Annotated in this window: 15 protein-coding genes; 4 read left to right on the forward strand and 11 right to left on the reverse strand. The window is 54.0% G+C overall.

Features of this window, described 5'->3' with window-relative positions; translation table 11 throughout:
• Nucleotides 1–24 precede the first annotated feature (24 nt).
• Both treZ and treY read left to right on the forward strand, forming a co-directional pair.
• A complete protein-coding gene (gene treZ, locus HGO41_RS04375) occupies nucleotides 25–1,812 on the forward strand; it encodes a malto-oligosyltrehalose trehalohydrolase (RefSeq protein WP_250980810.1) in 1,788 nt (595 codons plus the stop codon).
• Nucleotides 1,809–4,319 (forward strand): malto-oligosyltrehalose synthase, encoded by a 2,511-nt coding sequence (gene treY / locus HGO41_RS04380; RefSeq protein ID WP_250980811.1) that lies wholly within the window; start codon nucleotides 1,809–1,811, stop codon nucleotides 4,317–4,319. Before treZ ends, treY begins: the two co-directional genes overlap by 4 nt.
• Here the strand turns inward: treY and HGO41_RS04385 are convergent.
• The 11 genes from HGO41_RS04385 to HGO41_RS04435 form a co-directional block, all read right to left on the reverse strand.
• Nucleotides 4,316–5,392: a mechanosensitive ion channel family protein gene (locus tag HGO41_RS04385; RefSeq protein WP_013578133.1), complete on the reverse strand. Its 1,077-nt coding sequence runs from the start codon at nucleotides 5,390–5,392 to the stop codon at nucleotides 4,316–4,318. The genes treY and HGO41_RS04385 overlap by 4 nt on opposite strands.
• A gap of 655 nt (nucleotides 5,393–6,047) precedes the next feature.
• Nucleotides 6,048–7,520, reverse strand: a complete 1,473-nt coding sequence (locus HGO41_RS04390) for a pyridoxal phosphate-dependent decarboxylase family protein (RefSeq protein WP_131637467.1) — start codon at nucleotides 7,518–7,520, stop codon at nucleotides 6,048–6,050.
• A gap of 18 nt (nucleotides 7,521–7,538) precedes the next feature.
• Nucleotides 7,539–8,924 (reverse strand): diaminobutyrate--2-oxoglutarate transaminase, encoded by a 1,386-nt coding sequence (locus HGO41_RS04395; protein ID WP_014416667.1) that lies wholly within the window; start codon nucleotides 8,922–8,924, stop codon nucleotides 7,539–7,541.
• Between the two features lie 554 nt (nucleotides 8,925–9,478).
• The gene (locus tag HGO41_RS04400; protein ID WP_041673406.1) at nucleotides 9,479–9,892 is read right to left on the reverse strand and encodes a hypothetical protein; all 414 of its coding nucleotides are present in this window, start codon (nucleotides 9,890–9,892) and stop codon (nucleotides 9,479–9,481) included.
• 103 nt (nucleotides 9,893–9,995) lie between these two features.
• Nucleotides 9,996–10,883, reverse strand: a complete 888-nt coding sequence (blaRAHN, locus tag HGO41_RS04405) for an RAHN family extended-spectrum class A beta-lactamase (RefSeq protein ID WP_121019894.1) — start codon at nucleotides 10,881–10,883, stop codon at nucleotides 9,996–9,998.
• A gap of 125 nt (nucleotides 10,884–11,008) precedes the next feature.
• Nucleotides 11,009–12,673 (reverse strand): methyl-accepting chemotaxis protein, encoded by a 1,665-nt coding sequence (locus HGO41_RS04410; protein ID WP_013578128.1) that lies wholly within the window; start codon nucleotides 12,671–12,673, stop codon nucleotides 11,009–11,011.
• A 236-nt stretch (nucleotides 12,674–12,909) separates the two neighbouring features.
• Nucleotides 12,910–14,499 (reverse strand): ABC transporter ATP-binding protein, encoded by a 1,590-nt coding sequence (locus HGO41_RS04415; protein WP_250980812.1) that lies wholly within the window; start codon nucleotides 14,497–14,499, stop codon nucleotides 12,910–12,912.
• Nucleotides 14,496–15,311 (reverse strand): ABC transporter permease, encoded by an 816-nt coding sequence (locus HGO41_RS04420; protein ID WP_013578126.1) that lies wholly within the window; start codon nucleotides 15,309–15,311, stop codon nucleotides 14,496–14,498. Before HGO41_RS04420 ends, HGO41_RS04415 begins: the two co-directional genes overlap by 4 nt.
• Nucleotides 15,312–15,329: 18 nt before the next feature.
• Complete coding sequence (locus tag HGO41_RS04425; RefSeq protein WP_049804373.1) at nucleotides 15,330–16,268, reverse strand: ABC transporter permease; 939 nt, start codon at nucleotides 16,266–16,268, stop codon at nucleotides 15,330–15,332.
• A 94-nt stretch (nucleotides 16,269–16,362) separates the two neighbouring features.
• The gene (locus HGO41_RS04430) at nucleotides 16,363–17,904 is read right to left on the reverse strand and encodes an ABC transporter substrate-binding protein (RefSeq protein WP_173362124.1); all 1,542 of its coding nucleotides are present in this window, start codon (nucleotides 17,902–17,904) and stop codon (nucleotides 16,363–16,365) included.
• Between the two features lie 69 nt (nucleotides 17,905–17,973).
• A complete protein-coding gene (locus HGO41_RS04435) occupies nucleotides 17,974–18,876 on the reverse strand; it encodes a homocysteine S-methyltransferase family protein (RefSeq protein WP_250980813.1) in 903 nt (300 codons plus the stop codon).
• Nucleotides 18,877–19,563: 687 nt separating this feature from the next.
• Between HGO41_RS04435 and fhuE the strand changes: the two genes are divergently transcribed.
• Nucleotides 19,564–21,789 (forward strand): ferric-rhodotorulic acid/ferric-coprogen receptor FhuE, encoded by a 2,226-nt coding sequence (fhuE, locus tag HGO41_RS04440; RefSeq protein WP_099049216.1) that lies wholly within the window; start codon nucleotides 19,564–19,566, stop codon nucleotides 21,787–21,789.
• Between the two features lie 336 nt (nucleotides 21,790–22,125).
• Nucleotides 22,126–23,163: a dipeptidase gene (locus HGO41_RS04445; protein ID WP_153375234.1), complete on the forward strand. Its 1,038-nt coding sequence runs from the start codon at nucleotides 22,126–22,128 to the stop codon at nucleotides 23,161–23,163.
• Nucleotides 23,164–23,169 lie beyond the last annotated feature (6 nt).

The raw sequence follows: 23,169 nt of genomic DNA on the forward strand, positions 1-23,169 counted from the left end.
GCGACTATTTTGCGAGGTAAAGTGATGCAACGCGATGCATTGACGACAAGCTGGGGGGCCAGTTTCATTTCCGCCGGGACAGTTCGCTTTCGGGTCCGGGCGCCGGGTCAGGCCAACATGACGCTGAGACTTTCCGGCGAAGACAGAGAAATGCAGCCGACGGAAAACGGCTGGTTCGAGTTTGTGGCAACCGGTGTTTCTGCCGGTCAGGAGTACCAGTTTATTCTGGCCGATGGCATGCCGGTTCCTGATCCTGCCTCGCGCGCCCAGCTGGCAGGCGTCAACGGTCCTTCCCTGGTCACCTCATCATCGGGCTATGCATGGCGAAATCACCACTGGAAAGGCCGCCCGTGGGAAGAAACCGTCGTCTATGAAATGCATATCGGCACCTTCACACCCGAAGGCACTTTCAGCGCCGCGCAGGCAAAACTCGCTTATCTGGCAGAAACCGGCATCACCATGATTGAAGTGCTGCCGCTCTCACAATTTGGGGGGCAACGCGGCTGGGGTTATGACGGTGTCTTGCTGTACGCGCCTCACTCCGCTTATGGTTCGCCGGATGATTTCAAGGCGTTTGTCGATGCGGCGCACGGTGTCGGCATCTCCGTAGTGCTGGACATCGTGCTCAACCACTTTGGTCCGGAAGGTAATTATCTGCCACTGCTCGCGCCGGATTTCTTCGATGCTCAACGCATGACGGCCTGGGGTGCGGGCATCGATTATCAAAACGAAGCGGCCCGCTGCTATATCGTGGAAGCACCGCTGTACTGGCTAAAAGAATACCGGCTTGACGGCCTGCGCTTTGATGCCATCGATCAGATGAAAGACACCTCTTCCCCGCATATTCTGATTGAAATCGCCGAACGAATTCGCGAAGCGATCACCGATCGCCCGGTGCATCTGACCACCGAAGACAGCCGCAACGTCATCTTTTTACACCCGCGTAATGCCGACGGCACCGTCCCACTGTTTACCGCCGAATGGAATGACGATTTCCATAACGCCATTCACGTTCTCAGCACCGGTGAAACGCACGCCTACTATCAGGATTTCGCGCAGAACCCTGAGAAACTGGCGGCACGCGCGTTAGCGGAAGGTTTCGCGTATCAGGGCGAAAAATCGCCGCAAACCGCTAAACCGCGCGGTACGGTCAGCCGCAGACAGCCGCCGGTCGCCTTTGTCGATTTCATTCAAAATCACGACCAGATTGGTAACCGTGCGCACGGCGACCGGCTGATCACGCTGGCTGGCGCTGAACGTACGCGCGTTCTGTTCGCCGCCTTATTGTTATCGCCGCATATTCCGCTGATGTTTATGGGCGAAGAATACGGCGAAACCAATCCGTTTCTGTTCTTCACCGATTTTGAAGGTGAGCTGGCGCAGGCGGTTCGCGAGGGGCGCGCCCGTGAATTTGAAGGACACAACGGTTACGGCAACGACGCGGTCCCCGATCCTAACGCTCTCAGTACGTTCGAAAATTCGAAACTTGACTGGCAGAAACTGACACATCCCGAAGGCGAAAACACCCTGGCGCTGACCCGCAAGCTGCTGGCGCTGCGCCGGAAATACATCGTGCCCTTACTGACGCCTGCGAAAGGAGAAGTCGGCCAGATTGTCGAAACCTCAACCGGTTTTCTCTCCGTTAAATGGACATTCCCCCGTGGCACGCTTTCGCTGGTACTCAACGTTGGCCAGGACACGCATCCGCTTCCTGAACTGCCAGGAGAAACGATCTTTGCCTGGCCGCAGGATGCCGCGACGTCGGTGCCCGCTTCCCTTATTGTCCGTTTTGCGCCAGGAGTCTTACTGTGAAAATCCCCACCGCGACTTACCGCATTCAGTTCCGTAATGGACTGAACTTTGACACCGCGACAGGGCTTATCCCCTATTTAAAACAACTTGGGATCAGCCATCTTTATGCTTCCCCGGTGTTTACAGCGACGTCTGGTTCCACGCACGGCTACGATGTTACCAACGCCAACGAAATTGACCCGACGATTGGCGGGCGTGAAGGTTTCGACCGTATGGTACAGGCGCTGAAAGCGGCGGGGATCGGGCTGATCCTCGACATTGTGCCCAATCATATGGCGGCCTCACTTGAGAATATCTGGTGGCGTGACGTCATTGAACATGGCAAAAAGAGCCGTTATGCACGCCATTTTGATATCGACTGGTCGCGTCGCCTGACGCTGCCTTTCCTCGGGGACGCTTTTGAGGATGCGCTGGAAAAAGGCGACATTGTGCTGAAGCCGGATCCCAAAACCGGTCAGCCCGCTTTCGCCTATTTCGATACGTATTATCCCGTTGCGCCCGGCACTCTCACGGCGTCTAAAACAGATGACCTGAGCAAAACAGAACTGGCTGAATTACATGAGCGCCAGCCCTACCGCCTGATGTGCTGGCGTGACGCGCCCCGTGAACTCTCGTACCGGCGCTTTTTCGAAATCACCGGCCTCGCGGGTGTGCGCGTGGAAGACGAGGTAGTTTTCGATGATACGCACCGGCTGATCCTCGAGCTGGTCTGCTCCGGTGTGGCCGATGGCCTGCGGGTCGATCATGTGGATGGTCTTGCCGATCCCAAAGCCTATCTTGAACGCCTGCGGGAGAAGGCCGGGCCGGACTGCTATATCACGGTGGAGAAAATTCTGGGCAAAGGCGAGCGCCTGCCGCCGGACTGGCCGGTCTCCGGCACCACCGGCTATGAGTTCATTGCCTCGCTTTCGGATGTGCTGGTCAACGATGAAAATATCGCAGTGCTTAGCGATCTTTACGACAGTGTGGTCGGCAAACCGGTGGACATGCGCAACGAGCTGCGTGCGGCCAAGCTTATGATGGTGGAAAAGAATTTCGAAGGCGAGTACACCACGCTGTGGGAACTGGCGAACAGCATCGCCGGGACCGGGGGCACGATGTATGACGAAAATGATATCCGTACCGCGCTGCGCGAATTACTGATCGCCTTTCCGGTGTACCGCACTTACGGCACCGAACAGGGTATGCCCGCAGAAGACACCGCGCTTTTGCACAAGATCCTGCGCAAGGTCAGCGCCCCGGCCCTTGCCGTTCAGCCTGAAATCCTTGCGTTTCTGGCGCGTATTCTTTGTGGAGAAACCTCTGCTGCGGCGGCATCGCAGGCCGGTTTATTCCGTACCCGCTTTCAGCAACTGACCGGACCGCTGATGGCAAAATCGGTGGAAGACACACTTTTCTTCCGCCAGAACATGGAACTGGCGCTGAACGAAGTCGGCGCTGAACCGTTAATTCGCACCTTCTCCCTCAGCCGCTTCCATACGGAGATGATAAAACGCCGCGAAGAGCAACCGGCGGCGCTTTCCGCGACATCCACGCATGACACCAAACGGGGGGAAGATGCCCGCGCCAGACTGTTTACGCTGACCGAAGCGCCACAAGACTGGGCCGCCTGTGTAAAACGCTGGCACCGGATGAACGAGTCAAAGGTGATTATGCTTCCCGATGGCCCGGCACCGCGCCCTGCGCTGACATGGATGCTGTATCAGGCGCTGGCGGGCGCGTGGCCGGTCACGCTGACGCCTGAAGATGAACAGGGTTTGCAGGAACTCGACGAAAGATTTCAGAGTTTCGTCGAAAAAGCGCTGCGGGAAGCCAAGCTGCGCACCAACTGGGATAACAACAACGAAGACTATGAAAAGGCCGTGCTGGATTACGCGCATCATCTGCTTTCAGCGGAAAACCGGCTATTCCTGCAAGATTTCCATGCGTCGATTCAGCCATTTATCCATGCCGGACTGGTGAACAGCCTGACCCAGACGGTAATCAAACTGATGGCGCCGGGCGTACCGGACATCTATCAGGGCAGCGAGGCGCTGAATTTCAGTCTTGTTGATCCGGATAACCGCCGTCTGCCGGATTTCGCCGGGCTGGCGCGGTTGTTACGACAGGATGATAAAACGGGCCGGGGCCAGGCAGAAAGAAAGCTGAACGGCCAGCTGAAACAATACCTCGTGGCGACGCTCGCCGGGCTTCGCCAGCAAAAACCTGCGCTGTTTCAGCAGGGGGACTATGTTCCGCTCAGTGCAACCGGCAAGCACGCCGAAAACATCATCGCGTTTGCGCGGGTGCACAATGACGATGCGGTGATTGTTGCGGCACCGCGTCTGGTGCTGGGTTTGCCAGCCCGGGGGTTCCCGCAGGCGGAAATTGTACTGCCGCCCCACCTTGCTTACCGGCACTACCGGGATCTGTTCAGCGATAAAGAAATTACGCTGAGCGACCAGCTAGACATGGCTGTCTGGCCTGGCTTCTCCCCGGTCATCCTGATAGCGTCCTCGCCATCTTAACGGTCGCGTTCTGCCTGGGTTTTAACAATCATATTCGGCAATGCCATTTCGATCCCCTGCTCGATCAGCTTTTCAATAATACGAATATTAATTTCCTGCTGAATATCCATGTATTTATTGTAATCGGCAGTATTGACGATGTGGACCACTTCGATATTCAGGCGATCGGTACCAAAACCCAGCAAATGTGCGCGGTCGAATTTCGTTTCGCCGACATCAATAATAATTTCCTTTACCATGTCACCGATATTGCGCAGCTTTTCCGGCGGCGTATTAATCGCGACACCAAAATTGAAAACAATGCGGCGGGTTTGCATGCGTTTGTAGTTATGCAGCGTTTGCTGGAGCAGGATGGCATTACCGCAAACAATTTGTTCCCCGCTCAGGCTGCGTATCCGGGTCGTCTTCAGGCCAATATGTTCGACAGTACCGGCAACATCATTGAAAACGACGAAATCGCCAATTTCGAAAGGCTTATCAAAGCCGATAGATAATGACGCGAACACATCGCTGAGAATGGTCTGGATCGCCAGCGCGATAGCGATACCGCCCACGCCCAGACTGGCGACCAGCGCGGTAATGTTCACGCCCACATTCGCCAGTATCGACAGCAGCATCACCGACCACACTACCGCCCGGAAAATCAGCCCGGTGATCACCAGCGTTACCGGATTTTTGTTCATACCGGGCTGACGCATAATATGACGTAACCACGAGACCACCGCCTGATCCAGCCACAATGCCATCTGGAACGCCAGCACCAGAAACCACGCGTGACTGATGGTGTTGTAGAGATTATCGGGCAGATTAACGAACCGCAGGCTGAACAAAAAAGCCGCAATGAAAATGAGCAAATTACTCGTCCGGTTGAGGATCTCGCCCAGAATAAAACGAATCCGGTGGCTGGCCTCATTAACCTCCCCCCAGCGTTTTACGCCCTTGCGCAAAAACGAGACCAGCCAGCTCAGCAGCCAGTATGTGACAAGCGTGACGACACACATCGTCGCGACACCTATCCAGAACACCGGCGCCATCACCAGCGCGATAAAATCAAAGCGTGATAGAAAATTCATCTTCCCTCCCGGAATTAATCACAAACCTCCAGTATAGGAAACAGGTCAGCGCAGGGGTCAGGAATAGGAAAGGTCGGTAGACAACCGGCGTTGCCGCAGAGGTAAAACTTTGCAGACGTCTTAACGTCATCGGTATTTATATTACGTTCTGTCCGGTTTACTATGATTTCTGGCGTGAGCCCGATGTTCTGAAAAAACGTTCAACTGAGGTGCTTGATATGAAAAGAGCTTTAGTGATTGGTTATATGTCGTTCGTTTCAATTGCATTGGTCGCCGCGCTGATAATCGGTGCCCGAAACGGATAACAAAGGCCCGGTAAGGTGAGTGATAACGTCTGGGTGAGTGCGGGGCATGATGCGAAAAGCGTTCTGCCACCCAAAAATATGCGCTCTTTGTGGCACTTTTTTGTCAATGACTTGAACAGGACAGGGGTCTGGGATTACTCTTAGATCAGCTGACGCAAGAGCAGCGGATCGTAAGCACCATACCCTTAAATAGCCCACCCATGAGGTGGGTTCTTTTTTGCCTGTCGCTCAGCATTAAGAATTATCCTGGTCAGAAAGTCATTCAGACGTAAAAAAGCCGGTGATACTTTTGTATCACCGGCTTTTTGCTGCGGGTTAACGCAGAACGAAACTTATGCTTCAGTAATGACTTATGCGTTCAGCAATTGCTGTGCGGTTTTCTCAACCAGCGCCAGCAGGACTTTCACGTCTTCCAGCGTTACTGTCGGGTTCAGCAAGGTCAGCTTCAGACAGGTGACGCCATTATGCTCGGTCACACCGACGTTAGCACGGCCAGATTCCAGCAGCGCATCGCCGATTTTCTGGTTCAGCAGTGCAATAGCCGCATCGCTGCTGCCCGCCAGTTGCTCAGGACGATAACGGAACAGAACACTCGCCAGTTGCGGCTTCATCACCAGTTCCAGCGCGGCTTCAGAAGTCACATATTGCGCGACTTCCTGCGCCAGCGTCACACCGTGATCGATAATCGCGGCGTATTGTTTCTGCCCTAATGCTTCAAGCCCCATCCACAGTTTCAGTGCATCGAAACGACGGGTGGTTTGCAGGGATTTGGACACCAGATTCGGTACGCCAGCCGCTTCGTCGAACTCAGAGTTCAGGTAAGCCGCCTGATAACGCATCAGCTCGTAATGACGCTCTTCTTTGAGCAGGAATGCGCCGCAGCTGATGGTCTGGAAGAACTGTTTGTGGAAGTCCAGCGTGATGGAATCCACTAACTCGATGCCGTCCAGATAATTGCGGTATTTTTCGGACAGCAATAATGCACCGCCCCATGCCGCATCCACATGCACCCAAATCTGCTGCTCTGCCGCCAGTTCAGCAATAGCACGCAGCGGGTCGATAGCCCCCGCATCGGTGGTACCGGCTGTCGCCACAATGGCCAGGATCTGATCGCCACTGGCTTGCGCCTGTGCCACTTTCTCGCGCAAATCGTTGAGATCCATACGGGCAAACTCATCGGTTTTCACCAGCGTGACACACTGATAGCCCAGACCGAGCAGCGCCATGTTCTTCTGCACAGAGAAATGTGCGTTTTCAGAACATAACACTTTAATCTTGCGCAGATTACCGACCAGCCCATCCTGCTGAATGGAATGCCCCTGACGCGCGAAGAAGGCATCGCGTGCCAGCATCAGCCCCATCAGATTGCTCTGGGTGCCGCCGCTGGTGAACACGCCTGCGTCGCCAGCCTGATAGCCCACCTGAGTACGCAGCCATTCGATCAGCTTCATTTCAATGATGGTTGCTGACGGGCTTTGATCCCAGGAGTCCATACTCTGGTTCGTGGCATTGATCAGCACTTCCGCCGCCTGGCTGACCACCAGACTCGGGCAATGCAAATGCGCCACACATTGCGGGTGATGCACAGACAGGCTGTCTTTTAAAAAGTACTCAATCGCACGTTCAATCGCGGCCTGGTTACCCAGACCGTTTGGATTGAAGTCCAGCCTGATACGTTCACGCAGCTCAGCAACGGTTTTGCCCTGATACATCTCAGGTTGTTTCAGCCACTGCACAACAGCTTCACTGCTCTGCGCAATGGCCTGCTGGTAGGCTTCAGTGCTTTGCGCTGAGCCTGCCAGAATCGGATTTAACTCGGACATCAGAATCTCTTACTCCGCTCAGACAGGTTTGATGCCAGCCGCTAACAGCGCCTGCTCAAACTTATCGAGGAAAATACCCAGCTCATCGTTGGTGATCAGCAGGGAAGGCAACAGGCGCAGCACACAACCATTACGGCCACCGCGTTCGAGGATCAGGCCAGCCTGGAAGCATTTTTTCTGCAGCAATGCAGACAATTCGCCGTCAGCCGGATAGCAACCCATGTGATCCTGCGCTTCGTCGGGTTTGACGATCTCAATACCGATCATCAGGCCCAGACCACGCACGTGACCGATAACCGGATAGCGTTTCTGCATGTCAGCCAGTTTGGCTTTCAGCCATTCACCCTGCGCTGCCACTTTCTCGGCGATTTTTTCTTCTTTCAGGATTTTCAGCGTGGTCAGGCCGGTGGCCATCGCCAGCTGGTTACCGCGGAAGGTACCGGTATGGTGACCCGGAGCCCAGGCATCGAACTCTTTCTTAATACCCAGAACCGCCAGTGGCAGACCGCCGCCGACCGCTTTGGACATCACGATAATATCCGGCTCAATGCCCGCGTGTTCGAACGCGAACTGTTTGCCGGTACGGCAGAAACCCGCCTGCACTTCGTCAAGGATCAACAGAATGCCGTGTTCCTGAGTCACTTTACGGATGCGCTGCAACCACTCAGCCGGAGCAGGGTTCACGCCGCCTTCGCCCTGAACCGCTTCCAGAATGACAGCCGCAGGTTTGCGAACGCCGCTCTCAACGTCGTTGATCAGGTTTTCGAAGTAATAGGTTAATGCTTTAACGCCAGCGTCACCGCCAATGCCCAGCGGGCAGCGGTACTGGTGCGGGTAAGGCATAAACTGCACTTCCGGCATCATGCCATTAACAGCTTCTTTCGGAGACAGGTTACCGGTCACCGCCAGTGTGGCGTGTGTCATACCGTGGTAGCCACCCGAGAAACTGATGATACCGCTACGGCCGGTGACTTTTTTAGCCAGTTTCATGGCAGCTTCAACAGCGTCAGCACCCGACGGACCGGTGAACTGCAGGCAATACTCTTTGCCCTGTTGTGGCAATAAAGAAAGCAGATATTCAGAGAACTGATCTTTCAACGGTGTTGTCAGATCCAGTGTATGTAACGGCAAGCCGCTGGTAATGACATTTTGGATGCTTTGCAGCACGTCAGGATGATTATGTCCAAGAGCAAGCGTACCCGCACCGGCCAGGCAATCAAGATATTGATTATTCTCAACATCCGTGATCCAAACGCCATTGGCCTTCGCAATTGCCAGAGGCAACTTACGTGGATAGCTCCGAACATTCGATTCAAATTCAGCTTGTCTTGCCAAATAGGTTTCATTGTTTCCGTTTAATGAATTCGCACCAAAACTGTCAATACGGACTTTATCCGTCATCATATCTCTCCTACAACCGTGTGTTATTAGAACGCCACAATTGAATAAATTTGATTAAGAAAATTACAAGCGTATGAAAAACGCGGCCAATATATGGCTTTTTTGCCCCCACCTCAATAATTTATTTTGTATAGATTTGTTTATTCTTTCCTATAGGAATCAATATGTTGATGATTTAATGAACGATCGTGCTGACTTAACTCCGTTACACGGTCATTAATAAAGCACTAAAAAGCACATCCGTCTTGCGGAACGACGGGTCAACACGCGACATATCAGGCTTAAAATCACACCGTTGTCAGGCATCAATACCCCTGCGGCTACGACGTCGCACCGGAGGTTGATGCCCGGTGAACAGTCTTTCAGGAAAGTTGTTTAATTATAGCCTGCGGCTGTTATATGGGCGATGATATTAAAGTACGGTGCAGTAACTGGCTGAATAGCCGTCAGATATAAATTTTGAAATATATTACACCGCGACATCGGTGCGGTTATTACAGAAATAATACAGAGAATAATGTCCGCCGCGTATATAAACAATCCCTTCGGATATTTCCCTAATTATTCAGCTCATTAACCCGACCTTTGCGGTAGAACTCATATAAGGTGACGTAATCCTGGAACACCTGCGACAAAATCGCATCGGTTTCCGGCGGAAGGATGCTGTTGGTCTGCATCTGATAGCGCGTTCGCACCGCATCAATCCACAGTTTATCAGCCGCCGGACCCGGTTCCTGAACCAGATGAGCCAGCCAGTACACCGTGTTTTTCTTCACCGTCACCACAGGCTCAGGGCAACGGCAGCACCACCAGACCGGTTGCAGTATTTTGGAAAATAAAACGCCGCTGACTGATTGCCAGACCGAAGAGGTCAACGGTAGCGGAACCCACGCGCGCTGCCAGTGCGTAGCCTGTCCCGTCAGCAATGACATCATGAGCGCCTGCGCAGATCCTGAAAACGGCCTGGACATTCTATTCCCTTCTCTTGTTTCTAAACATAACCCATATCTGCCCGTTACACGGCAATCAAAAAGGGCTCTTGCGGGCCCTTTTCTTTGTCCTTTTCAATGTAAATCAATAACCCTGCGTCACAATCTTCGCGGCAGAAGCCAGCACATCGCGGCGGGATTTAGCGTCTTTCTGCGGCTGGGTGAAATAGGTAATCAGGATCAGTGGTGCCTTATTATCCGGCCAGATCACCGCAATATCATTGGTTGTGCCGTAATCGCCGCTGCCGGTTTTATCGCCGACCACCCAGGTCGCAGGCAGCCCCGCACGGATACTCATCGCGCCGGTCGTGTTGCCTTTCATCCATTCCACCAGTTGCGCGCGTTGCGGTTCAGCCAGCGCGCTGCCCAGCGTGACGTGTTGCAGACTCAGTGCCATCGCACGCGGTGAAGTGGTGTCGCGGTCATCCCCCGGAATGGCGGTGTTCAGCGTTGGTTCAGTGCGGTCCAGCCGGAACGTTTTATCGCCGAGCGTACGGGCGTATTCCGTGACTTTCTGCGGGCCACCAAGCTGCTCAATCAGTTTATTCATGGCGGTATTATCGCTGTACTGCAAGGCGGCGGCAGCCAGTTCGCCTACCGTCATGCCGGTATCGAGATGCTTTTCGGTGATCGGGTTATAATTTACCAGATCAGATTTTTTGAGGCTGACGCGGCGGTTCAGCAACTCCGTTTGCGTTTCGCTCTGTTTAAGAATGGCTGACGCGGCCATGAACTTGCTGGTGCTGCACATGGCAAAACGTTCATCAGCGCGGTAAGCAATCTGGGAATTGTCTTCAGTATTAATCAGCATCACACCAAGACGACCGCCGCTGTCTTTTTCCAGCGCCGCAAGTTGCTGCTGCACAGACGTCATTTTTGTCGCCGTTTGCGCCCATGACACCGCACTGAATGCGAGCATTGGCACTACAGCCGCCGCCATCAGCACAATTTTACGCAGGGTATTTTTCATCATCAAAGCCTTCTCCTTTATATTGGCGAAGGGATTATGGCAAAAGCTGAGGCAGAAAGTAAAAAACCCGACAGAAATTGTCAGGTTTTAAACATGAAACGGAAAACTTTGAGAAACTAACAGGAGATTTAGAACGTTTCCCAGTTGCCCTGATCAGCGGCCGGAACCGGCTGACGGTTTGACAGCAAGGCGGGAGATTTTGTCTGCCCGGCTTTACGCACCGCCGCCGTTGCCGAACCGGCGCTGACTTTAAAGATACTGATCGCCTGAGATAAACGCTCAGCCTGCTCATTGAGCGAGTATGCCGCCGACGAAGCTTCCTGCACTAATGCGGCGTTCTGCTGGGTGACTTCATCCATCTGAGTGATGGCTTTGTTGATCTCTTCAATGCCGGTGCTTTGTTCGTTACTGGCAATCGCAATTTCGCCCACGATGTCAGTCACATTTTTTACGCTGGACACCACTTCCGCCATGGTAGCCCCGGCTTTGGCAACCAGTTGCGTGCCGTTATCCACTTTCGCCACCGAATCGTCGATCAGCACTTTGATCTCTTTCGCGGCACTGGCAGAACGTTGCGCCAGATTGCGCACTTCGGAAGCCACGACAGCAAATCCACGGCCCTGCTCACCGGCACGCGCCGCTTCAACGGCGGCGTTCAACGCCAGAATGTTGGTCTGGAAAGCAATGCCGTCAATCACTGCAATGATATCGACGATTTTACGCGAGGAAGTGTTGATACCTTCCATTGTATTCACCACTTCGCCCACCACTTCGCCACCCTGCACCGCCACGCGGGAAGCCTGCGCGGCCAGCAGATTAGCCTGACGCGCGTTATCAGCGTTCTGCTTCACGGTGGCGGTCATCTGCTCCATCGCCGACGCAGTTTCTTCCAGCGAACTGGCCTGCTGTTCAGTGCGGGAAGACAAATCGAGGTTTCCGGCAGCAATTTCGCTGGACGCGCTGGTGATGGCATTGGTGCCGGCACGCACTTCGGTCACAATTTTCAGCAGGTTTTCATTCATGTTTTTCAGCCCCTGCATGAGCTGCCCGGTTTCATCCTGCGACATCACCTGGATTTGTGTGGTCAGATCCCCTGCCGCCACGTTTTCTGCCACTTTTACTGCGGTATGCAATGGACGGGTGATCGAACGCGTCAGGAAATAGCCCAGCGCCGCCGCCATTAAAATCGCCAGCGCGGAGAAAATCAGCGTCAGCTGAATGGCGGTGGCGCCATCTGCTATCGCTGTTTTACCTTCAGCCTGCAACTGCTGATCCTGAGAGTTGGCAAATGCGGTTGCCAGATCCAGATACGCATTTTGCGAGGTGGTGAGTTTGCGCAGAACAAATTCGGTCGCGCCGTCCATGTCACCGGCACGGGCTAAGGCAATCAGTTGCTCTTTCGCCGTTTCGAAGGTTTCACCCGCTTCCTGCAACGTTTTAATTTTCTGCTTGCCCGTCACGGTGGATTGGATCGCGGCGATTTTATCCATCGCTAAATTGGTTTTTTTGACCGTGTCATCCAGTTGTAAATAACGCTTTTTATTCTGTTCAGGATTTTTAGTATCGATAACGATACCCCGCAGATATTTAATCTGGTCGTTTACGCCGTCGCGAACATCAAATGCCAGCCGGACTTTCACGTACCGGTCGCTGATTATTTGTTCAATACTGGTGTTAATGCTGCTTATTTTGGTGATTGCAATCCCGCTGACAATGACTAAAAGCAAAATGACAAGGCTGAATGCGGCCCCTAAACGGGCGCCGACACGCATATTGTTGATCAGTTTAAACATTTTATTTCCCTTATTTCCTGGCCAATAAAACAAATACCATGAAAAAAAATTCAAAATATTGGTTACATAGCGGAACGACTTTCTAATGATTTATTTAATTCAAAAGGGTTATCGGTATAAATAAGGGAATCTTTAGTGACGTTAATATTGCGAAAGTGTAAATAAGGATGACCATTTTGCTTCCTCCCCTGCGAAGGGGAGGAGCACAACAAAAGCGCCGGGCAGGAGGACAAGTATTAATTAGCAAACATTTCCTCCAGCCAGCCCACCCGCATTTCAGGCACCGAACGCAGTAACTCGCGGGTGTAATCGTCCAGAGGTTCGGCGAGTGCAGATGCCACCGGGCCGTGGCGCACAATCACGCCTTGTCTGAGCACCGCGACTTCGTCCGCCACTTCACGTACCACCTGTAAATCGTGGGTGATAAACAGGTAAGCAATGCCGGTTTCCTGCTGGATCTGGCGCAGTAACGCCAGGACATCGCGGGCGACTAACGGATCGAGTGCCGACGTTGGCTCGTCACAAACGATAATTTTTGGCTCAGCCGCCAGCGCCCGCGCAATACACACACGCTGTTTCTGCCCGCCGGAAAGTGCGGCAGGGAAACGCATCGCAAGTTCAGCGTGTAATCCGACCTGCGCCAGCAATTCACTGACCCGCGCCTCACGCTGGCTGCGGTTCAGCGACGTAAAGCAGGCCAGCACACGGGAAATCTGGCTGCCAATACGCTCTTTAGGATTCAGCGCCGTGTCGGGGATCTGATGAATGAGTTGCACATCGCGCAACTGAACGCGGCTGCGCTGGCGCAAACTGGCAGGTAATACTTGCTGATTCAGACTGACTTCACCGGTTTGCGGCGTGAGCAGTCCGCAAATCACTTTGCCGAGCGTAGATTTCCCCGAGCCGGATTCGCCGATCACCGCCAGCGTGCGCCCGCGCGGCAAGCTCAGTGAAATGTTTTGCAGCACCGGCTGCGCATGATAGCGCGCACTGATGTTGCGGATATCCAGCGCCACCGGCGCATCGCCGGTTTGCGGCGTTTTGCTCCCGCCCTGCGCATGCAGCAAACGGCGGGTGTAATCCTGTTGCGGCTGGCTCAGCAGTTGCGCCGTTTCCGCCTGTTCAACCGTTTTACCGTGCTGCAATACCATGATGTGATCGCTTATCTGCGCAACGACCGCCAGATCATGGCTGATGTAAATCGCCGCGACGCCGGAAAAGCGGATCACATCGCTGATGGCTTTCAGCACACCGAGTTGTGTGGTGACATCCAGCGCGGTGGTCGGCTCATCGAAAATCAACAACTCAGGACCGGCGCACAGTGCCATCGCAATCATCGCGCGCTGTAACTGACCGCCGGAAACCTGATGCGGATAACGCTGATAAAATGCCTGTGGATCCGGCAGGCCGAGTTGTTCAAACAGCGCAATGGCTTTGGCCTGCGCTTGCTGGCGGGGGTAAATTTTATGTTTCAGCGCCGCCTCAATAACCTGCTCACCGAGCGTGACCGCCGGGTTAAACGCTGCTCCGGCAGACTGCGCGACATAAGCAATCTGCCTGCCGCGCACCTGCCGCAACTGGCGGTCAGAAAGTTGTGTCAGTTCCTGTCCGCTGAATGTAATTCTGCCGGCCTGAATGCGCATCCCCTGACGACAGTGCCCGAGAATGGCCAGTCCGATGGTGGATTTACCTGCGCCTGATTCGCCGATCAGCCCCAGCACTTCGCCTTGCTTCACCGTGAAAGAGACGTCATCCACCAGCGTGCGCGGATTTTTACCCTGCGACACCACGTGCAGGTTTTCGACATGCAGTAAGTGCTCATTCATGCTTTTTTCCCCCACACACGACGCTCACCGCTCATCAGCCAGTCCGCCACGGCGTTGACCGCCAGCGCCAGTACCGCGATGGCGCCACCCGGCACCAGCGCCGCCCAGACGCCAAACAAAATACCGTCTTTGTTATCGCGCGCCAGTCCGCCCCAGTCGGCGGTGGGTGGCTGAATACCCAGCCCGAGGAATGACAGCGCAGAAAGAAACAGCAGAATAAAAATAAAACGCAGGCCGAATTCGGCAATCAGCGTCTGAAGCGCATTGGGTAAGATCACATGCCAGAGGATCCAGCCGAGGCTTTCGCCGCGCAGCCGCGCCACATCAACAAATTCCATCACGCCGATATCCACCGCGAGGGATCGTGCCACGCGCAGCACACGGGTCGATTCCAGCAAGCCGAGCACCAGCGTCAGCACCAGAATGGTTTTTGGCAAGACGGCCAGCACAATCAGCGCCAGGATCAGCGTCGGGATAGCCATGACGATATCGTTGCAGCGGGAAATCACCTGATCTAACCAGCCGCCGCGCAGTCCGGCAATAAACCCGAACGTACAACCGACGATAAACGCCACCAGCGCCGCCAGCGCGGTCACCCCAAGGGAAACGCGGGTTCCCCAGATCAGGCGGGAGAGCAAATCACGGCCGAGATTATCCGTGCCGAGAATGGAATCCGGTCCCGGTAAATCCCAGGACATCCCAAGCGTTTGATCCGGCGCGTGAGGCGCCAGCCACGGCGCAAAAATGGCGATCAGAATAAACAGACTCAGCACCAGCAGGCCAAGTATCGAAGCAGGTTTTAATGCAGGCATTACAGCAATTCCTAAGATTCAGCGGTTGTGGCGTAAACGCGGATTGGCGACCAGTGCCATCACATCCGCCAGCAAATTCAGCAGGATATAAATGCCAGCCAGCAGCAGCGCGCAATCCTGCATCACCGGAATATCACGTTTGCTGATGCTGTCGACCATGTACTGCCCGAGTCCCGGATAAACAAATACGTTCTCAACAATCACCACACCGACCATCAGATACGCCAGATTGATCGCCACGACGTTGATGATCGGCCCCACGGCATTGGGCAATACGTGACGCCACAAAATGCGCGACGGCGACAGCCCTTTGAGCAACGCGGTATCGACATACGCCGAACTTTGCGCGGCAATCAGCGCGGCGCGGGTCATGTTGCTCATATGGCCAAGGATCGCCAGCACCAGCGTGGCACACGGCAGGGAAATGGCGGAGAGTTTAGCTGCCAGCGGCATATCCGCCGTAATACTGCTGTTGCTCGGCGCCCATGCCAGCGTGATGGCAAAAATCAGGATCAGCAGATAGCCGGAGAAAAATTCCGGCAGCGCGACGGTTGCGCGGGTGATGGCGTTGAGCAGCGTATCAATTACGCTGCCCTGATAACGAACGGAAATAAATCCGATCAGCAGCGCCAGCGGAACCGCAATCGCGGCGGTACATCCGGCCAGAAACAACGTGTTGCCCAGGCGGGTAAACAGCGGGCCGCTGATGGCTTCACGGGTGGAGAAACTGGTGCCAAAATCGCCGTGCAACACACCGGTCAACCAGCTCAGATAACGGCTGACTGCCGGTTTATCCAGCCCCAGTTGCAAGTTCAGTTCGCGGATGGCATCCGGCGTGGCGCTCTGGCCGAGGATCGCCGTCGCAGCATTGCCCGGCAGCAGTTGCACACCGGCAAAAATCAGCACGGAAACTGCCAGCACCACCAGCACGCCATAAAACAGGCGTATCAGCACCATGCTCAGCAAGCTGGAATGAGGTTGCGAAAAACGGCCCGCAGGCCGTTGAGTCGCTTTCTGTTGTGCAGATAAGTCAGACATATTTTTACCCGGTTCAGCCTTCGATCCAGACTTTCTCTGCCGCACGGTTACCGCTCAGCGGCATCCCCGGAACGGACGTGAACCCTTTGATTTTGGCGGAACAACCGTCGAGTGCATCGGCATACAGCGGAATGATCTCGCTGCCCTGATCAACCAGCATCACCTGAATGTCATGGTAAATCTGTTTGCGGCGCGCTTCGTCCGCTTCACCGCGCGCGGCTTTGACCATCGCATCGAAAGCCGGTACGTGCCACGCGGATTCGTTCCATGAAGACTGGCTGGTGAACACCAGCGAGAGCAGCGCATCGGCGGTCGGACGGTTCGCCCAGTTCGACGACACGAAGGCTTTCTTCTGCCAGATATCATTCCAGAACGCATCGTCCGGCACGCGCACCACATTCAGATTAATGCCAGCTTTGGCGGCGGATTGCTGATAAAGCTGACCGGCATCAACCGCACCAGGGAAACCGGCATCGGCAACGTTCAGGGTCAGCGGGCCGCTGAACCCGGATTTCTTCCAGTGGAACTGGGCTTTTTCAGGGTCGTACGGACGCTGCGGAATGTCTTTCGCGAAGTAACGGTTCGACGGGAAAATCGGGTTATCGTTCGCGACGCTGGCGTAGCCGCCGAGCACGGTATCGATAATTTTCTGACGATCGATGGCGTATTTCAGCGCCAGACGGCCATCAACATTATCGAACGGCGCCAGATTCGACAGCCCCGGGAAGGTATAAATCATACTGTCTTTGGCGCGCACCAGTTTCAGGTTCGGCATACGTTCGATGCGGCTGACGATGCGCGGATTCACACGGTTAATCAATTGTGCCGAACCACTGACCAGTGCCGCCACACGGGCCGTTGAATCATTCATCGCCAGCGTTTCGACAGAATCGACATGCCCGCGTTCGCTGTTCCAGTAGTTCGGATTGCGTTTAGTCAGCGTAGAGACGCCCGGCTGGAATTTCTCAAGGATAAATGCGCCGGTACCGATGCCTTTGTCAAAGTTTTCATTTTCAGCGGTAATGGCGAAATGCACGGCGCTCAGCAGCCAGACGAATTCAACGTCCGGCGCGGTCAGTTTAATCGTGACTTCATGGTCGCCGGTGGCTTCAATTGAACTGACGGTATCGAGATAACCTTTCACCGGCGAGGTGGATTTCTCACCACGATGGTGATTCAGGGAGTACACCACATCTTTCGCGCCCAGCGAGCGGCCATCGTGGAACTGCACGCCCTGACGAATTTTCAGCACCCAGGTTTTGCTGCCGTCGGTTGAGGCCCAGGCTTCAGCCAGTGATGGGGCCAGTCTGGCGTTTTCGTCGATTTCCACCAGATTGTTAAACATCTGAGAACCGACGAAATACATGTAAGTTTCGAACCAGAATGCCGGATCCAGACGGTCAGTGCTGGAAGCGTTATCCACACCAACAACCAGATGCCCGCCTTTTTTCGGCTTTTCTGCCTCCGCAGCAAAGGCATTGCCCAGCCACAAAGAGTGGGTAGCCGCAGCAACGGAAAGTGCCCCCGCACTTTTGATAAACGAACGACGATCAATCATGTTTTTCCCCTGTCTGCGAAGAATGCATCTTCAGAATTAATGTGCGTTTTATTCTTTTTATGGATGTTATTTAGCGAAGGCCCGCTTAAGCGCGGCGATGTGTTCAGGCCCGATCCCGCAACATCCCCCGACCATGGTGGCACCCTGCGCCACCCAGTCTTTCGCGAAATCAAGATATCCGGCAGGATCGGTGTCCTGACGCATTTTGCTCAGCCCTTCATTGGCACCGCGCTGATTATCGGAAGGTTCGAAGGCATTGGCATACACGCCGATATCAAGCGCAGATCCCTGCGCCGTCAGTGCGGCACGCGCGGATTTCACCGCCGTGGCCATCACTTCAGGCCGGCTGCAATTGAACAGCACCGCACTGGCAGAAATCCGTAATGCGCCGTTTACGGCATCATCAACTGATTCGCCGGAGCGCAGCAGCGCATTGCCATTTTCATCAAGATTGTCCTGCAAGGTAAAAGACAGCCACAGCGGACGCGGGTCATCGCCGAGCACATCACGCACGGCTTCGACTTCCGCCACAGAGCTTTGCGTTTCGGCCAGCCAGACATCGACGCTGTCCGTCAGATTATTCACCAGCACTTGCAGTAATTTTTTGGCTGCCACCGGTTCGAACAGATCCGGACGATAAGACCCGAGAACCGGAGGAAGTGAACCCGCGACCAGCACATCAGCCGGTGCTGCATCCGCTGCTTCCCGCGCCAGCTTGCCGGAAAGCGCAATCAGCGCCGCGCCCTGCTCCACAAAAACATCTTCACTAATATGGAACGGCACCACGGCGTAACTGTTGGTGGTGATGACCTGAGAACCGGCAGCAATAAAAGCATCGTGAGCGGCTCGCACAAATTCCGGAGCCTCCATCAGTGCCAGCGCAGACCATTCAGGCTGACGAAAAGGAGCGCCCATCCGGGCCAGTTCGCGCCCCATGCCGCCGTCGAGGATTTTAACGTTACTGAACATTGTGTCACCGCCGTTGTATTTTTCTTAGCCGAATCAAACGTTAATCCGGCAGGTGGTGACACTCTACAAAACGAACGTTTAGATGTCTAGATTTCTTAATGGCTAAAAGGTGGGTTTTTAATGGCAAATTGGTCTCACTCGCCGTGAGGGGGCTTGATCTGGAAAATTTTGGTTTCTCACTTGCCGTGAGGTCCGGACCGGGACAATTTCGGTTTCTCAAGTGCTGCGATCACTTAACGCGCTGCGCCGAAACCGACCAAGAGGGAAAAGTGCTTTTTCCCTCTTGGATCTCCCTTCGCTTTTTCAACACGCGCTATCGCTCGCTGGCTATGTTTCAGGTAGCACAGCGACAGGCTGGAAATCTTGCCGCTGCGCGGTGCCTTCATTTCGGGATTGCAGCCTCAGGTCTGCAACCTCTCATTCAGCAAGCTTTCTGAATCGCCCGCAGGATTATAAATTCAACAACAGAGTGTTTTATCTTTGCTCCTCCCCCTGTCTGTAATATTTATTTACATCGTTAAACCCAATGCGTATTATTCTCATTCGCTTTATTAACCATGACCATTTTATCTTGTCCAGCCCTTGTTCCGGGGGATTCTGGCGGGATTTGCTCATGCAGATAAAGCCGTATTCATACAAAAATGCCGTGGCCTAAAAAATAAAAAAATAACCGTGTGGAGAATAGTTATGTGTGTCTTTTCAGGGAATTGCGTTGTCAGGAACAATAAGCAAAATATTCATAATAATTCAGGAAAGAAACTTTCACTTTCAGTGATCGCATTGTTAATTTCGTCGTCTTTGCATTCTGCTTATGCCGCAGAAACTCCCGCTAAAAAAACGGCGGGCGATACCGTTGTCGTGACCGGTGAGAATAATAGCGCCGGGGTCGCGGAGACTGCCGCCACCGATTACAGTGTTCCGGTCACCACTGCGGGCACAAAAATGGCCCTGACGGCGCGCGATATTCCGCAATCCGTCAGTATCATCAGCAAGCAACGTATGCAGGATCAGCAACTGCAATCTCTGGGTGATGTGCTGAGAAACACCACCGGTATTCAGGAAAGCGTCTCGGATCTCGACCGCCGTACTTATTACGCGCGTGGCTTTCTGATCGACAACTACATGGTCGATAACATTCCGACCACCTTCGACCCGCGCTGGGATCTGGGTGATTCCCAGTCTGACACGGCGATTTATGAACGTATCGAAGTGGTGCGCGGTGCAACCGGTCTGATGACCGGCCCCGGCAACCCGTCAGCATCCGTCAATCAGGTGCGTAAACACGCCGACAGCAAAGAATTCACCGGCAATGTTTCTGCTACTTACGGTAGCTGGAATAAACAACGTTACGTGGCAGATTTATCCACACCGCTGAACGAATCCGGCAGCGTACGTGGCCGCCTGATCACCGGTTATCAGGACAAAAACAGCTACGTTGAACGCTACGGCGCCACCAAAAAATTCGTCTATGCCACCGTGGATGCCGACCTCACCGATTCCACCCTGCTTTCCGCAGGCTACGAATTCCAGCAAACCAACACCGACAGCCCGACCTGGGGCGGTATGCCGCGCTGGTATCTGGACGGCAGCAAAACCGATTATCGTCGCGGCTTTAACTCCGCACCGGACTGGGCGTACAGCGATAAAGAAACGACTAAGCTGTTCACCACCCTGAAGCAATCGTTCGATAACGGCTGGCAGGCCACACTGAACGGCACCCATACCGAATCCCATATCGACAGTAAGATGATGTATATCGACGGGACATTCGATAAAACCACCGGCGTCGGCGAATCCGCTTATGCCGGTTATCCGGTGGTGGCGGGAACCGGTTATAACACAGGTAAACGTAAAGTCGATGGTGTAGATGCCTTTGCCAGCGGCCCGTATGAACTGTTTGGCCGTCAGCATGAGCTGATGACCGGCGTGAGTTACAGCAAACAGCAGAACACCTATTACAGCTCCTTTGCCAATATTTCAACCGAAGAACTGGGCAATTTTAACGATTTCAACGGTCAGTTCCCTGAAACTGACTGGGGTCCGCGCGCGCTGGCGGAAGAAAATGTTATCCGTCAGAAATCGGCTTACGTGGCTACGCGTCTTTCACTGGCGGATCCGCTGCACCTGATCGTTGGCGCACGCTACACCAACTGGAATTCTCACACGCTCACCGACCAGATCGAGAAGAACAACATCACGCCGTACGCAGGTCTGGTGTTCGACATCAACGATACCTGGTCGACCTATGCGAGCTACACCTCAGTGTTCCAGCCGCAAACTTACCGCGATATCAACGGCGGCTACCTTTCACCGGTCATCGGCAAAAACTACGAAGCGGGCGTAAAATCTGACTGGTTCAACAGCCGTCTGACCGCGTCGGTTTCTATCTTCCGCGCGGAGCTGGACAACGTGGCACAAAGCACCGGCCGCATTATTCCTGGCACAACCGATACCGCCTATGAAGGCAAAAACGGCACCGTCAGCCGCGGCGTGGAATTTGAAGTGAACGGCGCGCTGACCGATAACTGGCAGATGACGTTCGGCGGTACCCGTTACATTGCAGAAGATGAAAATGGCGATGCAGTTAATCCGCAACTGCCGCGCACCCAGCTAAAACTGTTCTCCAGCTACCGTCTGCCGATGTTGCAGGATCTGACCGTCGGCGGTGGCGTGAACTGGCAGACCCACGTCTGGGATACCGTTCCGGGGCCAAGCGGCAACGGCACCCGTTATGCTGAACAAGGCAGCTACGCGCTGGTTAACCTGTTCAGTCGTTATCAGGTCACCAGACAACTGGCGGTGCAGGCCAACGTCAATAACCTGTTTGACAAGGAATATGACACCAGCGTGAACCAGTATGTGGTCTACGGCGAACCAAGGAATGTGTCGGTGACGGCGAGCTATAGTTTCTGATTTGCTGAGGCCGCAGCAATAATTCAAATGCAGAATGTTTTTCTGTTTGCTCCTCCCCCTGCGAAGGGGGAGGTTGGGAGGGGGTTTTAATGGCTAATTCTTTGTAAAAGCACACTTTAACTATTGGATTTTGACCTTAATACCCCACCCCAACCCTCCCCTTCGCAGGGGAGGGAGCTGACTGAGATTTGCCTGACCAGCAGACAAAAGGTCAAAGCCGTATTTTTCTTTCACCTCCACATGAAAACAAGTCAGTCAAATCACTTAACATCACCCAAACAAACCATTACATATTCCGCATACATTTTCGTGCTTTTATAAAGTACCATTAACATCATGAACACCATTCCACATCCCCCTGTCTTCGACGGTCATAACGACCTGTTACTGCGCCTGTGGCTGCATGATGCAGCAGATCCTGCTGCCCTGTTTCTTGATGGCTCACTGGAAGGACATCTCGATCTCAGGCGTTGTCGTCTCGGTGGCTTCGCGGGTGGCTTATTTGCCATTTTCGTACCACCTGCTTCGTATATGCCACAACTGAAGCCAAATTCTCCGGCTGTGCCTCATGACGCGTTAGCCATCACACAGGCGCAGATTTCACTGCTGGAACGTATCGAAACACAGTCATCCGGGCGGGCAAAAATCTGCCGGACGGTTGCCGAAATTGAGCAGTGTATCGCTCACGACGTGCTGGCAATGGTGATGCATATTGAAGGCGCGGAAGCGCTGGGAGATGACTTCTCGCGGCTGGAACTCTGGTATGAAAAAGGGCTGCGCAGCATCGGCCCACTGTGGAATTTACCCAATCAGTTTGGGACCGGCGTGAAAGGCGATTTTCCGGGTTCGCCGGATACCGGTGAGGGCCTGACGCCCGCCGGGCTTGGATTGCTGCGTGAGTGTAACCGGAAAAGGATCTTGTTCGATGTCTCGCACATGAACGAAAAGGCCTTCTGGCAGACGGCAAAATTCAGCGATGCACCGCTGGTTGCCACCCATTCAAATGTGCATGCGCTATGCCCGCAACCGCGCAACCTGACCGATAAACAACTGGCTGCCATTGCGGAAAGCGACGGCTTTGTTGGCGTTAATTTCGGCACAGCGTTTCTGCGGGCGGATGGAAAACGTAACGGTGACACCCCAATCACCGAAATTGTTAAACATCTTGATAACCTTCTTGGTAAACTGGGCGAAGAAAATGTCGGTTTTGGTTCGGATTTCGACGGCATCAATGTGCCGGATGTCCTCGGCGATGTCGCCGGATTGCCGTTACTGATTCAGGCCATGTCTGATGCGGGTTACGGCGACGTATTGATCGAAAAAATCGCCTGCCGTAACTGGCTGAAAGTATTAAAGCAAACGTGGGGTGAATAGTTTTTC

The sequence above is a fragment of the Rahnella sp. CG8 genome, assembly GCF_023701875.1.
Lineage (GTDB): Bacteria > Pseudomonadota > Gammaproteobacteria > Enterobacterales > Enterobacteriaceae > Rahnella > Rahnella aceris.